Here is a 14,161-nt window from a genome sequence, read left to right on the forward strand (position 1 = left end):
GCTGTGTTCACGCGCCGAGCGCGCGCGTTCGGCGGACCCGCAAACGCTAGAGCGGGCAGGCGCACCCAGGCGAGCCGTTTCGCCACCGGCAGCGCGTCCTGCGCCTCTACTACGGTGCGTGCGGTTGCGCCGCAATCGATTGTTCATAATTAGGGTATTTATGAACGAATTTCAGTGGACAACCATCGCTGAACAGCGATGATGCTAACGAGCTCTGTTCAGAAAAACATCATTTATTGAACAGTCTCGAACGGGTCGACGTCGAACTCGCGGCCGGCGGCGGGGACGCGGTGGCAGCATCGTGGTGTGGCCGCGCCTAAAGGCACGCCAGCAGGGCCCCGTGGTCGCTTCCCTCCCTGTAGGCCCGGCCCGGGCCCGCCACCTCGACCCGGGAGGCCTGCATGCCCGTCAGCAGCACGACGGTCGCAAGATGACCAACACCACCGCGACCCCGCCGGCGATGGAGACCGCTGCGACCACACTCGCCGCCAGCGAATGCGAAATCGCGGTCACACACGCAACGAACAACACGCACGTGAGGACAGCCAAAACCGCGGACCCGCGCTCCACACCCCCGAAACCGACATCACTGCCACCCGGGGTAGCCCGCGCCGCCCGTGACCCTTCAACGACCGAGCCGTCGGTTTCCCCGACCACCATGAGGACATCGGGGATCACGAAGGTGCTCTTCGATGGTGTCGCGTGCCAAGCCATGACCGACCCATCCGTGTCGGTTCGCACCCTCGCGGATACTTGCTCACCACAACCCGGCCCACAAACCGGTGAATCGGCACCAGCGGATAGTTGGAATAACACCGTTCCACACAAACGGTAGTCCCCCAGCGGGCCGCGCAGCTACCCCGATCCCGCAGCCCACACCACACAACCGGATTGGCACGGAAACCCGCCAGCTCGCCGGCCCCTCCTCGGCCGGGCGGCACCAGGCCCGAACGAGTCTCAAAACCTTGGTTTTGAGACGGGGTCCGGAAGCGGGTCGGGCGCGCTATGCCGCACATCGACCACCAGCGGACCCCGCGTCCTGGGTGTGGGGCTGTTCACCGGGTGTTCGTTTGCCTCACGGCATAGATAGTTGTCAATATCGATGCATGTCTAATCCACAACTGCTGATAGAAACGGCCGAGGCCTGCAACCCCGCGCCCCGGATACGTGAACCGCTGACTGCGGACGCGGCGGTGGAGTTGGCGGCGGTGTTCAAGGCGCTGTCGGACCCGGTCCGGCTGCGGCTGCTCAGCTCGATCGCGTCGCGGGCAGGGCAGGAGGCGTGCGTGTGTGATCTGTCCGAGGGCATCGACCTCACCCAGCCGACCATCTCCCACCACCTGAAGGTGCTGCGCTCGGCCGGACTGTTGACCAGCGAGCGCCGGGCGTCCTGGGTGTATTACCGGGTCGTGCCCGAGGCGTTGGCACGGGTCTCGCAGGTGCTGCTTTCCGAGAGCGGCATGGCTGCCGAGGTGCCCGCGTGAGCGCCACCGATGCACCCGCCGGCGCGGTCGAGCAGGGTGTGGTGGGCAAGCTCTCGACGCTGGACCGGTTCCTGCCGGTCTGGATCGGTGTGGCCATGGCCGCCGGGCTGCTGCTCGGCCGGTTGATCCCCGGCCTGGGCGACACGCTCGCCGCGGTGGAGATCGACGGGATCTCGCTGCCGATCGCGATCGGGCTGCTGATCATGATGTATCCGGTGCTGGCCAAGGTCCGCTACGACCGCCTCGACACCGTCACCGGCGACCGCCGACTGCTGGCCGGGTCACTGGTATTGAACTGGCTGCTCGGCCCGGCGCTGATGTTCGCGCTGGCCTGGCTGCTGCTTCCTGATCTCCCGGAGTATCGGACGGGGTTGATCATCGTCGGCCTGGCGCGCTGTATCGCGATGGTGATCATCTGGAATGACCTGGCGTGCGGGGATCGGGAGGCCGCCGCGGTGCTGGTGGCGATCAATTCGGTGTTCCAGGTGATCATGTTCGCGGTCCTGGGCTGGTTCTACCTGTCGGTGCTGCCCGGATGGCTGGGGTTGGAGCAGACCACGATCGATACCTCGCCGTGGCAGATCGCGAAGTCGGTGCTGATCTTCCTCGGGATCCCGCTGCTGGCCGGCTATCTCACCCGCCGGTTCGGTGAACGCGCCAAGGGCCGCGACTGGTACGAATCGAAGTTGATCCCGAAGATCGGGCCGTGGGCGCTCTACGGGCTGCTGTTCACCATCGTCGTACTGTTCGCCCTGCAAGGTGACCGCATCACCTCCCAACCCCTGGACGTGGTCCGGATCGCGGTCCCGCTACTCGCGTACTTCGCGATCATGTGGGGCGGCGGCTACCTGCTCGGCGCCGTCATGAGCCTGGGCTACGAACGGACCACCACGCTGGCGTTCACCGCGGCGGGCAACAACTTCGAACTCGCCATCGCCGTAGCGATCGCCACCTACGGCGCCACCTCCGGCCAAGCCCTGGCCGGGGTCGTGGGCCCGTTGATCGAGGTCCCGGCCCTGGTCGCCCTGGTCTATGTGTCCCTCGCACTGCGTAACCGGTTCCGCAACCCGACCGCCGCGGCCGAGGTGGGTTCGCGGTGACCACGGTGTTGTTCGTGTGTGTGCGCAACAGCGGCAAATCGCCGATGGCGGCCGGGCTGATGCGCCAGGCCGCCGGTGACCGGGTCGTCGCGTTGTCGGCGGGCACCGATCCAGGGGCGACGCTCAACGCGTTGTCGGTGGCCGCCCTCGCCGAGGTCGGGGTCGATATCGCGGGCGAGCACCCGAAGCCGGTGGATCCGCTGCTGCTGGCCACCGTGGACCTGGTGGTCGTCCTCGGCCGCGAAGCCGACCTCGAGGTCCCGCCCGGTGTGCTGGTTCGTCGGTGGGAGACCGACGAACCAGCACAGCGCGGGATCGAGGGCATTCAGCGGATGCGGCTGGTCCGCGACGATATCGCTGCCCGTGTCCGCGCCCTGCTCACCGAGCTCGACACCCCCCGCCGTCCGCAAGGCCCTGTCGTGACCGATAAGCCGAGTGTGTTGTTCGTCTGCGTCCACAACGCCGGGCGCTCCCAGATGGCCGCCGGATTCCTTCACCATCTCGCGAGCGGGGCGATCGAGGTCCGCTCCGCCGGTAGCGCGCCCGCCGAGCACCTGAACCCTGCCGCGGTCGAGGCGATGGCCGAGCTGGGGATCGACATCACCGATCAGGCCCCGAAGATCCTCACCCCCGACGCGGTTCAGTCCTCGGATGTGGTGATCACCATGGGCTGCGGTGATACCTGCCCAGTGTTCCCCGGTATCAGCTATCGCGACTGGGACCTGGAAGACCCCGCCGGCAAAGGCGTGGACGCGGTCCGCCCGATCCGCGACGAGATCCGCGCCCGGGTGCAGGCACTGATCGCCGAACTGCTACCCGCCCCCGCCTGAACCCGGGAGCAGGGCCTGGGCCATCACGCCGGGGTCGACGTGATGGCCTTGCCCCGGCAGCGTTTTGCGTGCCGGGTCCGGGAGTGCTTCGGTGAGCCGGTCGGCGGCGTCGAGGATGTAGTCGGCGCTGGTGGTGCCGGTGATCACCGTGGTCGGTGCGGTGATCGCGGCGTAGCGGCCCACGTCGGGATCCACACCGGCCAGCACCCGCAGCGTGGCGGCCAGGGTCGGGGCCTGGGCGACCTTGTGCCACAACAACGGATCAGCCCGCAGCGCGGCCAGCTCGGCCGGGGAGAACCCACCCGATACCGCGGAAGCATCCAGGATCAGGCGCTCGTAGTCCCCGCCCGCGATCGCCGCATCCACCACCGCGAGATCCGGGATCGGGTAGGTGACCGGTAGCGGTGGCTCATAGACCGCCAGCCGCGGCACCCGATCCGGTGCGCGCAGCGCGGCTTCCAGGGCCAGGACCGCGCCGAAGGAGTAACCGAACACCACCTCCACAGGCCCGACCGCGTCGATCACCGCGGTGAGGTCGGCGACCTCGTGCGCGATATCCGGGCCCGAGCGCGGGGCTCCGGAAGTGCCGTGACCGCGGCAATTCACCGCGACCACCGTGTAGTGCTCGGCGAGGTGGCCGGCCAGCCCCAGCATGCTCACCGAGCTGCCCAGCCCGCCGTGCACCGCCACCAGCACAGGGCCGGCACCGCGGGTGAGGTAGGTGATCGGGGTGCCGTCGGCCGACAGCACGCGGCCACCGCGAACCAGCCTCTGCGCGACCGTGTCCACCGAGGCGGTGGTCATCGCGCGTGCACTTGTTGCTGCGCTGGCGCCGGCCGCAGCCGCCGCACCAGATAGGCCGCATCCCGGCCCACCCCGCGCAGCGAGTTCGACGACGGGGTCCGCTGCCACTCCAACCCCAGAAACCCCAGCCCCGGATGGGCGAGCGACAGACCCTGGCACTGCCGCGGAATCCCGGCCTCGGTCAGCGCCCCGGCCCCGGCCAGATACGGCAGGTGCGGGCGGTAACCGGTCGCGAAGATGACCGCATCCACCAGGGCCCGGGAGCCGTCGGGCCACACCACGGCCTCGGGCTCGAACCGGGTGAACATCTCCCGCCGCTCCGGTCGCCCGGCCGCGAGCGCGGCGCGGTAGCGGCCTTCGTCGAGCACCGGCTGCGTCGGCGCCTCTTTCACGATCCGGCCCAGTGGGGCGGCATCGAACCCGGTGACGGTGAACCAGAAATGCACATCCCGGCCCAGCGGCCGCTGCGGTACGAACTTCACCGGCGCCCTGCTGGCCAGCACCACCTGGGCGTGCTCGGCGAGCTCGGCAGCGATCTGCACCGCGGAGTTCCCCGCACCCACCACGATCACTCGCCGGCCCGCGAACTCGGCCGGGTTGCGGTACCGGCTGGCATGCAGGACCTGGCCCGCGAACTGGTCCTGCCCGGCAACGGCGGGCAGGAACGGGGAACCGAAGGACCCGGTCGCCGCGATCACCCGCGGCGCGGTGAACACCGCACCCGATCCGGTGGTGATCGCGAATCCCTCACCGTCGGTAGAGGCGACGGTCTCGACAGCAGTGCTGGTGTGGATATCGACGTCCAGGGCGGCGGCGTAGGTGCGCAGGTAGTCGATCACTTCGTCGCGATGGGGATACCGGTCCGGATCCCCAGGGAAAGCCCGGCCGGGCAGGCTGCTGTAGCGGGCCGGGGAGAACAGGGTCAGGCTGTCGTAATAGCGCGGCCACGACCCGGTCGCCTCTTCCGAGGCTTCCAGGACCGCGGTGTTCAGGCCCTGCCTGGTGAGGTGGTGGGCGGCGGCCAGGCCGGATTGGCCGCCGCCGATGACCACCGCGTCGTATGCGTGTTCGGTTGTCACAAGGTCTCTTTCTTCGAACTATCGACCCTGGTCAGGGTCGCGGTGAGTGCGGCGACGGCAGCGACCGCACCGAGGACGAGGTAGGCGTGGGCGTAGCTGCCGGTCCACGCCGAGAGCACCGTGCCCGCCCACGGCGCCAGCGCGGACACGATCACCACCGGCGCCGACAGCAGGCCGTTGAGCCGCCCGTAATGGGTGGCGCCCCACCGGTCGGTGATCGCGGTCGCCTGGATCAGCGTGAAGATCCCGCGCACCAGCCCGGCGCCGATCGCGACCGCGATCAGCACGATCACCGCCGACACCACCCCCAGCAGCGCGGTCGAAACAGCAAGAGCGGCCAGGACCAGCACGGTCCGGGCGGTGACACCGGTGTAGCGGGCCAAGGGTAGGTATCCGATCCGGCCCAGCACCTGGCCGGCGCCGCCGAGTCCGAGCGCGGTCGCCGCCAAACCCGGGCTGAACCCCTGCTCCTGCAGCAGGGCGACGAGGTTGAAGATGCCGGCGAAGCTCGCGAACGCCGCCAGACACAGGGTCACCACCAGCGCGGCAAAGCGTGGGCTGCGCGCGATCCGGGTGTGGTCGGCGTGCGCTGCCGACATCGGGGCTGGTGGGTCCGGCCACAGCGCGCGCAACCCGAACCAATGCGCCGGCACCGTCAGCACCGCGAGTACCGCGGCGAGGACGAGATAGGTGGCACGCCAATCGGAGTGCGCATCCAAAAAGGCGGTGAGCGGCGCGAACACCGTGGACGCCAGCCCACCGGCCAGGGTGAGGATCATCAGCGCGGTCACACTCTGTGCCCCCCACCAGCGGGTCAGCGCGGCGAATGCCGGCGGGTACAGCACCGCCCCCATCGCCACCCCCGCCGCCAGCCAGCCGAGGTAGAACACCGGCAAGTTCGGTGCGGCCGCGATCGCGACCAGCGCGGCTACCCCGAGAATCGATCCCGCGGTCATCACCCGCCGCGGGCCCGTCCGGTCGAGAAGCGCGCCGACCGGGATACCGGTGAGCGCGGTCGCGAGCTGGCCGAGGGAGAACGCCGCGGTGATCACCGGCGCCGACCACCCCGTCTCGGCGGTGATCGACACCGACAGCACCGGAAATGCGTAATACAGGATGCCCCAGCTGGATATTTGGGTCAGGCACAGCACCGCCAACACCCGGCGGCGCCCCGCCCGCGACAATTCACCTACCGCTGCCGCGGACGCGGTGTCGACATCGGTCACTCCGAGATCTGGCCTCTACCGGGCGGCAGCGGCCGGCGCGCAGCACGCCACCTCCGCCTCCGACTCGGCCTCGGGCGTGGCCTCGCCGCTACCAGCGGTGCCGCAGCACGCCTGCACCGCCTCCCCGTCGTCCTTCCCCGCGAACCGCGGTTCGGTGCCGAAATGCTCGGTATCGGCCAGCACGGTGTAGACCTCCCACCGCTCGGAATTCGGGCCGGTCACCCACACCTTGTCCTGCGTCGCGAAGCAACAGGTCGTGGCGATCTGCTCCTCGGTGAACAGACCGGCCTGCGACAGGCGCGCGATCTCGGCGTGCACCTTCTCCGAGGACTCCATCTCCACCCCGAGATGGTTCACGCTGCCGCCCTGGCCGGGGTTCTCGAGGAGGACCAGCTTCAACGGCGGCTCGGCGACCGCGAAGTTCGCGTAGCCGGGCTTGCGCTTGGCGGGCTGGACACCGAACAGGGTCGAGTAGAACTCGACCGCCTGCTCCAGATCGTCGACGTTGAGTGCGAGCTGAACACGTGACATCATCACCACCACCTGTGTGACATATATCGAAGGGTTGACGGCGCCCAGTTTGCCACCTTTTCGACATAAGTCAACATCATAGGTAGGATGGATTTCATGCCCAAAGCGCTGCCCGTGATCGACATGACCACACCCCTGTGCTGCCCGCCAGTGGCCGCCGGACCGGTCGACGACGAGGCGGCCCTGCACGTCGCTCTGCGACTGAAAGCCCTGGCCGACCCGGTCCGGGTGAAACTGATGTCACTACTACTGGCCAGCCCCGAAGGCGGGCGTAACGGTGGGGAGCTCGCCGACGCGGTCGGGCTCTCGGAATCGACGGTCAGCCACCACCTCGGCCAACTCCGCAAAGCCGGCCTCGTGAACTCCGAACGTCAAGGCATGAGCGTCATCCACCGCGTCCACCGCGACGCACTCGCCGCACTCTGCGTGGTCCTCGACCCCAATTGCTGCCGATAGCTGACGCTCACACCACTATTGCGGTAGCGAGCCGAGACCGGCCCGTCCACAACATACGTTGCGAACTGCTACAACTCAGTCAATGCTGCTGAGCTGCGAAAGATCCTTCCAAGGCGCAGAATCCGCCCGCGCGCCCAGAGAAGCCACAGACCCCCAGTCGCAGCACGCAGGGTTAGCAGCATGTTGTGGCCCTTGAGCTCGGCTCATACCCAAGCACCGCTCACGCAGCCAAAGAACGACCTGTTCCCGAATCACTTTCGTTCACCAGGGGGTGCGGTTCACCGGTCATTGCGGTGAGCGCTTCAGCTACCTCGTATAGCGATGCCCGGACATAGGTCAGCGTCACGCCAGCATTGCCTGCCCCACCGTCGTTATGACCGGCGAAAGCCCGTGCAACCGCGTATCCGCGGTGACGTTCGACCCACGTGAGAGTGGTGTGACGAAGCCAATGCGCGGTGATTTGTTGGGTTGCTGCCGAAGGTAAGTGCTTTGCGACTCTCGTCCAGATGTAGTCGTAGCGGCGCCCTGTGATGGGCTTTCGGTTTCGGTACCGCAGGAGCTGCTCGTCAGACGCGAAGCTGCGCTCACAGTGGCGAATCAGCGCTTGCATCAGTGAGGGAGTGACGGGTTGCCAGCGAACCGTGTCTCCCTTTTCTCGGAGCTTGATGAGGCATTGCTTCGTGTCGAGGTCGCGCGGCCGCAGCGCAAGCGCACCGCCTCGGCGGCAAGCGGTTTCGATGTGCAATCGGAGAATCAGAGTGTCAAGGTCGGGATCGTTACCCGTGGTGGCGATGACTCGGGTGATGTCGGCAAGAAGACTGTCGGAAAGCGCGTGGCGATTACTCGGCAGTCGACGGGGCTTGGCTATACGGTCGGCAGGGTTGTCGATTGCGGTGAAGTAGCCATCAGCCTGCGCTTGACGGAAGAGCGCACGGAGCGCACCGACCATATGCTCTGCAGCTGAGCGACCTCCTCTGGAGTTCCGCCGGACGATTGCATCACGTTTGCACTGTTCGATCATTCCTCTGATCTCAAGAGGCGAAGGTTCGGTGATCGGCCGATCTCCCCAACCGTTCGCGATGCGGCGCCAATAGGGCGCGTAGGTGCGCAATGTCCCCGAAGGGCAGGCAGATTGGAGACGTTGGATGTACTCCGCGAACGTTGGAATAGGGCGATCCTGAGCTCCGGCGTCGCCGAGGAGGTCTTCTGCGCGAAGCCCAAGTCGAGCGAGCAGTAGCCGTGCCGCTTCGATCTCGCCGGTCGTCATCGCTGTTGCCAGACAAGCGGAGTGAATGATCTTAAGGCTGCGGTCGCCTGCATTGGCGGGTAGATCAGAAGGGCTCGGGACTCGCGGGTTGCGATTAGGAGGATACGGTCATGGCGGTTGATCCGCGCACAGGTTCGGATTTCCGCAGGAAGTCGTAGGTAGCCGTGCGCTGAAATAACATGTCCACCGCCCCTTTTCTCGGTTATTTTGACAACACCATCGGCAATGGCCAGAGTGACGTGTTGCCCGTAACACCAGCCGAGGTGTCGGAGCGCTGACCGGTCTGCGACCTTGCCAGAATAGTCAAGTGTCGATACTGCAACGTGAGGGGCGTAAGCAGTCGGATCGCGCTCATCGTTGAATTGAGGTAGAGGAAGCGCGGCGGCTGTCTCTCGCGAGGCATACATCATGATTCACTTTCAATGCGTGACCAGATACTTCACATCAACAGGAATGGATTCGGGCGCTGCAGCCTGCCAGCGACATTTGCCCGTAGCTGTTTATTCGAAACCGGTAACCCACCGTGGATTCCGCTCGGGCTGGCAGGCAACGGCGATGACACGAATCCGAGCTCACCCCCCAACCTGCACATCGGTGACTATTTCCTGCTCGGCGTTGTCGATGTCGCCTTCCTCGCCCGGGTCGTTCCGTAGCCGCAGTGAGGGCAGCGCACTGGATCCGAATTCGATGTCACCGTCGTCATCGATGGTTGTGAGTTCGCTGGGATCGGTGGTGATCATGATGTTCTCTGCGGGTGAGGCCAGCGATCCGAACACGGCCCGGTCGGTGCCGCCGACCGTGAGCAGTCCGCTGCCACGTGCGGCGGACAGCAGGAACTGTTGCTCTCCCTCGGAGAGCCGGAACGCCGCGGCGACCTCGTCGATGGCTTGGGGTGCTTGGCGGAGCAGAATCTGGGCGGCGGAGTTGGAGACGATCGCGCGCCCGAGTTCGGTGGACAGGACATCGGCGCTGTCCTGGGTGGCGACAGTCAATCCCGCCCAGTGTTTACGGAAGCTCTTCGCCGCCTTGAACAGGAACTGGGCTCCGGCGGGCTGGCGCAGGAGCAACCAGGCTTCGTCCACGGTGATCATCCGGGGCCGCCGATCGGCGGGGTTGGATACCCGCCGCCAGGTCGCGTCCAGGACCAGCAGGGTGCCGATGGTCTTGAGTTCTTCGGGTAGCTCCCGTAGTGAGAAAACCACTAGCCCGCCTTCGGGGTCGATGGTAGTGGGCCCGTCAAGCAGGCCCGCATATGCGCCGGCGCCGACGTAGGGCGAGAGTCCGTCGGTGAGCTCGCCGGCCGCCGGTGTCGCAAGCTGGGCCAGGTGCTCGCGCAGGCCGCTCAGGGTCGGGGCGGGGCGGGTCCAAGTGGCGGGGTCGTCGGTGATTCCGGCATCGGCGTAGGTGGTGGTCAGGGCGGTGTCGAGGGCGGCTCGCTGGGCGGGGTTCTGGTTGCCGAGCAGGACCGCGATGAGGTTGTGCAGGAACAGTTTGCGGCGGGTGAGAGCGTCGACGGGGGCACTGCGGCTGCCGTCGGGGCGGGTGTGGATTTCCAGGTCGAAGGGGTTGAGTCGCTGTCCTTCGGAGCCGAGGCGCAGGTGGGTGCCGCCGACCGCGTCGGCGAGGCGGCGGTATTCGTCTTCGGGGTCGATGACGATCTGTTCGATCCCGCGATAGAGCGAGCGCAGGATCTCGGTCTTGACCAGATACGACTTGCCTGCGCCGCTGCGGCCCAGGACGACCATGTTGTGGTTGTGGGCCTCGGGGGCGAAGCGGTCCACGAACAGCAGTCCCGAGGCGGCGTCGCGGCCGTAGAACACGCCCTGGGGCCGCTCGGCTTGTGCCGGGTCGGTGGCGGGCAGTTGCGGGGAGTCGAAGGGGAACGCCGCGGCGAGGGCGGTGGTGTCGAAGGTGCGCCGCACCCGGATCAGATCCAAGCCCAGGGGCAAAGTGGTGGCCCAGGCTTGGGCGGCGCGGTAGGCGAGGGTGCAGGTGTCCACGAGCAGGCTCGCGGCCAGCGCGCGGACCGCGGCGAGTTCGTCGGCGAGTTCGGCTTCGGTGTCGGCGTGAACGGTGAGGTAGATCCCTACCCGGAACAACCTCGCTTCGGCGCGTGCCACGCGCGCCGACAGCTCGGCGGCGTCTTCGACCGCGACATCGACCTGCGGATCCGACAGGCGGCCCCGGCCCGCATCGTGCATGCGGGAGGACTCCAGGCGCGCGAGCTGGCGACGCAACCGGGTGGCGGCGGTGACCGGGTCGACGGGGTCGATATGCACAGCAACCTCGACGCGCCCGGGATGGGTCAGCAGCGGCGCGAGCCAGCCGGCCGCGACTTCCCTCGGGTACCCGATGACCGCGACGGTGGCGGCCCAGTCACCGCCGATCTCGAGGTGCCGGGTGCCGATTGTCAACGACTCGGGCGCGAACCCGGCCCCGTCCGGCGCTGCGAACGGATCCGGCACCCCGGCCTCGCCCGATTCCGCGGCGGTGACGACGGCTGACGCGGGCGAGACGTCAGCGGCAGCGGAAACGAGGCCCTCGGGATTGCAGCAGCTACGCAGGACCGCGCGTGCCTGTGGGTCATCGAGGGCGGTGACGGTCACGCCCAGCGGGGACAAGGCATCGGCGGCCTCGTTGAGCCGACGCAGCAGCCGCGACTCTGCGCCACGACGCACGGCGGCCGACACGGCACGCCGGGCCCGGTTTCGTTTGAACAGGCTGGCCCGCGGCGAGGTGGTGGCGGGGTGGTCGAGTGGTTCGCGCCAGACGAGCAGTACTTGGCGGCGGGCCAGGTACTCCCCTGCGGCGAGGGCGCTCAGGTGCGCGGCGTGGTCGGCCGCGGCGGCGGCCAGCTCCGGCGACATGTCGCGGGCGGCGGCGTACAGGCTGGTGAGGTGGGCGGTGAGGTCCAGGCGGGCCGAGCGGATGAGGATCTGGACGGGCTGGCGCAGGGTGTGCAGCCAGCCCGCGAGCTGCCCGACGAGGCTGTCCTGCTCGGCTGCGGTCCGCAACGACAGGTTCAGGGTGCCCGCGACCGCGACGACAGCCAGCCCATCGGATCCGAGATCGACTACCCCGACACCAGTACTGCCGGGGGTCACCGATTCCGGTAGCCGTTGCTCCTGAGTCGATAGTGCTGCCGGGCGCGGCCGGCGGGGTCGGGTTCGTGTGGCGCGGTCGGTGATCCATCCCGGTGCCGCGAGCGGAGCGTCCCCGCTGCCGGTCACGAGGTGGCGGGCTGAGAGCCGGTGCCGGATCGCGGCGACCAGCAGCAGGTCGGCCGAGAGCCCGTCGCGGCGGGTCGAGATGGCGACGGTGACCACGACCGCGATCGGAGTGGCGGCGGCCAGGAACACCGCCGGTGAGAGGACGGCCTGGGTCGCGATCCACGCTGAGTACAGCAGGACGCCGGTGGCGGCGAGGATGGCGAGCTGGCGGGCGGTGAAAGGGCCGAGCAGCTTGTCGCTGCGGTCGACATCGGCGGGTATGCGCACGATCGTGCTCATCGACGTGTTCCTCCTCGGGGAGCACGGGGCGCGCGGCGGCGCACTGGTAGGTCGGGCATCGGCAGATGCAGCTGACGCCCCGCCGGACGCGCAGGGACGGGTGGTTGTGGTGGGTTCGGTGGCGGCGGTGCGGGTTTGACCCGGGTCACCGGGAACGGCAGCGGGTACTGACCGCTGCGGGTGGGCCGGTTCCGTGCGTAGGGATCGGCCGGGGCCGGTTCGGCGAAGTCGAAGGCGAGCTGTTCGGAACGACGCCGAGGAGCCACCCGCGCCGTGGAAGGTTGCGGCGGTGTTGGTGGTGAAGGCCGTACCCGACGCACCGGGATCGGCATCGGGTACTGACCGCCACGCCCGGGTCGGATTCCCCGGTACGGGTCGGGCTCGGTGACGTCGAACGCGAGTTGGCGCCCAAGCGGCGCGCGCGCCGTGCGAGCCGGAGCCGCAGTAGGAGAACCTGTCTCGGTCGAGTTCGGTTGCCGCCGAATTCGACGCACCCCTTCGAGGGGAAGCATCAGTTGCCCGTCGCGGGTGGCGCGCACCCGCGCATACGGATCGGCGGGCCCGGGGCCGCCCGCGGGGGTGCGGGGCATTCGTGGTGGGGGCCGGGTCGCTGGCCCGGCGGGTATCGCGGTGGCGGCGGTGCGTGCGTTGCTCGTGGTGGCGCCTTTGAGCAGGCCGAGGGTCTTGTAGGCGAGGAAGCCACGCACGATCGACCCCACGAACGAACGCCCTTGCCCGATCTTGAGCACCGACAGCAGCCAGAACGGAGTCTTGATCAACACGAACATCAACGCCAAAGCGACGATCATGTTCACGATCTCGTTGGCGTCCGGGCCGAACAGATGCCATCCGCCCGGGGTGAGCAGCACCCGCAGGACTGTCACCAGCGTCAGAGATTGCACGACTTGGATCCCCAGGCACGCAGCGAAACTGCGCCACCACCACCGCGCGACCCCGTCGATGCCAGGCAGTGCGTGACACATCAACGCCAAGGGTGCGGCCACGATCAGCAGGATCGTGATCGTGACTCGCACGACGTAGCTGATGAGCAGCACGACCAGCATCACCACCAACGCCAGGAACAACAGCAACGCGAAACCCCGGCTCTGGTCGCTGGTGACCGCGAGTTCAGCCAGCGCATCAGCGGCCGAGCCGGAGTCGACGCCGCCTCCGGCGACCGCGTGGGCGAGGGCGTTGGCGAAGCCGATCGCCGCCGTGGCGATCACCATGCTCAACGCCCCGGCAACGAACCCGACCACCAGCCGGGGCGCGAGTTCACGGATCGACCACTGGGTCTGCACGGTCTCGCGCATCATCAGCAGCACCCCCGCCGCCATCACCACCAGCACATACAGGGCGGTGACCATCTGCCACGACTGGTCCCACAGCACCCCGATCTGCGGTATCTCACCGGGCTCGGGAGTGGTCAGCAACGTCTGCGACAACAGGTCGAGCAACGGGTTGAGCGAAGACTCGACAATCCGCTGGAAGAACCCGTCGATCGCGTTCTCCACACACCCATTGATATCGGTGACCCCGCACTCGGCCGACCCCGACGAACCCCCCGGAACCGGGGACGGCGCACCCGGCTCGCTCGGCGTAGGCGAGACCGGGCCCGGGGTCGTGCTGGAGGGCGGAGTCACCCACCTCGAGGGCGGGGTCGTACTCGGCGGCGCGAGCGTCGGTGGGACGGGTGTGACCGGGGTCGGGGTCACCGGCACAGTCGGCGGCGCGGGCTGGGCGGCGGCACCACCCGCACCCGTGACGCCGACGAGTACCGCGATCAACACCGCCACCGCTGCTGTGACGATATGGACCGGTTGCAGTCGTCTTGCGGAAACGACGCTGGAGCCGTTGGCGTGTGAGGCGATCATG

General features: G+C 68.0%; 12 protein-coding genes and 1 pseudogene. 5 read left to right on the forward strand and 8 right to left on the reverse strand.

All coding sequences use genetic code 11. From position 1 onward, the window contains the following. Positions 1-408: 408 nt before the first annotated feature. Positions 409-714: a hypothetical protein gene (locus ACLML9_RS07645; protein ID WP_411944828.1), complete on the reverse strand. Its 306-nt coding sequence runs from the start codon at positions 712-714 to the stop codon at positions 409-411. Positions 715-1,106: 392 nt separating this feature from the next. Between ACLML9_RS07645 and ACLML9_RS07650 the strand changes: the two genes are divergently transcribed. From ACLML9_RS07650 to ACLML9_RS07665, 4 genes and pseudogenes are all read left to right on the forward strand, one after another. Then, entirely contained in the window at positions 1,107-1,484 is a 378-nt protein-coding gene (locus ACLML9_RS07650; RefSeq protein ID WP_411944829.1) for an ArsR/SmtB family transcription factor, read from the forward strand. Beyond that, positions 1,481-2,584 (forward strand): ACR3 family arsenite efflux transporter, encoded by a 1,104-nt coding sequence (arsB, locus tag ACLML9_RS07655; RefSeq protein ID WP_411944830.1) that lies wholly within the window; start codon positions 1,481-1,483, stop codon positions 2,582-2,584. The genes ACLML9_RS07650 and arsB overlap by 4 nt, the downstream gene beginning before the upstream one ends. 14 nt (positions 2,585-2,598) lie before the next feature. Further along, a pseudogene (locus tag ACLML9_RS07660) lies at positions 2,599-2,949 on the forward strand (low molecular weight phosphatase family protein); the annotation flags it as partial. A gap of 54 nt (positions 2,950-3,003) precedes the next feature. Further along, positions 3,004-3,414: an arsenate reductase ArsC gene (locus ACLML9_RS07665; RefSeq protein ID WP_411944852.1), complete on the forward strand. Its 411-nt coding sequence runs from the start codon at positions 3,004-3,006 to the stop codon at positions 3,412-3,414. Here the strand turns inward: ACLML9_RS07665 and ACLML9_RS07670 are convergent. The 4 genes from ACLML9_RS07670 to ACLML9_RS07685 are packed head-to-tail and all read right to left on the reverse strand — an operon-like array spanning position 3,397 to position 7,054. After that, positions 3,397-4,218 (reverse strand): alpha/beta fold hydrolase, encoded by an 822-nt coding sequence (locus ACLML9_RS07670; protein ID WP_411944831.1) that lies wholly within the window; start codon positions 4,216-4,218, stop codon positions 3,397-3,399. The two genes, ACLML9_RS07665 and ACLML9_RS07670, sit on opposite strands and share 18 nt — an antisense overlap. Then, positions 4,215-5,297: a flavin-containing monooxygenase gene (locus ACLML9_RS07675; protein WP_411944832.1), complete on the reverse strand. Its 1,083-nt coding sequence runs from the start codon at positions 5,295-5,297 to the stop codon at positions 4,215-4,217. The genes ACLML9_RS07670 and ACLML9_RS07675 overlap by 4 nt, the downstream gene beginning before the upstream one ends. Further along, a complete protein-coding gene (locus ACLML9_RS07680; protein WP_411944833.1) occupies positions 5,294-6,523 on the reverse strand; it encodes an MFS transporter in 1,230 nt (409 codons plus the stop codon). Before ACLML9_RS07680 ends, ACLML9_RS07675 begins: the two co-directional genes overlap by 4 nt. Before the next feature lie 15 nt (positions 6,524-6,538). Further along, the gene (locus ACLML9_RS07685; RefSeq protein ID WP_411944853.1) at positions 6,539-7,054 is read right to left on the reverse strand and encodes an ArsI/CadI family heavy metal resistance metalloenzyme; all 516 of its coding nucleotides are present in this window, start codon (positions 7,052-7,054) and stop codon (positions 6,539-6,541) included. Between the two features lie 96 nt (positions 7,055-7,150). On the opposite strand from ACLML9_RS07685, the gene ACLML9_RS07690 reads away from it, so the two are divergent. Further along, the gene (locus ACLML9_RS07690; RefSeq protein WP_411944834.1) at positions 7,151-7,510 is read left to right on the forward strand and encodes an Rv2640c family ArsR-like transcriptional regulator; all 360 of its coding nucleotides are present in this window, start codon (positions 7,151-7,153) and stop codon (positions 7,508-7,510) included. 220 nt (positions 7,511-7,730) lie between these two features. Here the strand turns inward: ACLML9_RS07690 and xerC are convergent, their stop codons facing one another. The 3 genes from xerC to ACLML9_RS07705 all read right to left on the reverse strand — a co-directional run bounded on the left by xerC (position 7,731) and on the right by ACLML9_RS07705 (position 14,160). Next, positions 7,731-8,777, reverse strand: a complete 1,047-nt coding sequence (gene xerC / locus ACLML9_RS07695; RefSeq protein WP_411944835.1) for a tyrosine recombinase XerC — start codon at positions 8,775-8,777, stop codon at positions 7,731-7,733. 572 nt (positions 8,778-9,349) lie between these two features. Further along, complete coding sequence (locus ACLML9_RS07700; RefSeq protein ID WP_411944836.1) at positions 9,350-12,286, reverse strand: PrgI family mobile element protein; 2,937 nt, start codon at positions 12,284-12,286, stop codon at positions 9,350-9,352. Then, positions 12,283-14,160, reverse strand: a complete 1,878-nt coding sequence (locus ACLML9_RS07705) for a hypothetical protein (protein WP_411944837.1) — start codon at positions 14,158-14,160, stop codon at positions 12,283-12,285. Before ACLML9_RS07705 ends, ACLML9_RS07700 begins: the two co-directional genes overlap by 4 nt. Position 14,161 lies beyond the last annotated feature (1 nt).

It is taken from the genome of Nocardia sp. NPDC002869, from assembly GCF_046764065.1.
Lineage (GTDB): Bacteria > Actinomycetota > Actinomycetes > Mycobacteriales > Mycobacteriaceae > Nocardia > Nocardia rhamnosiphila.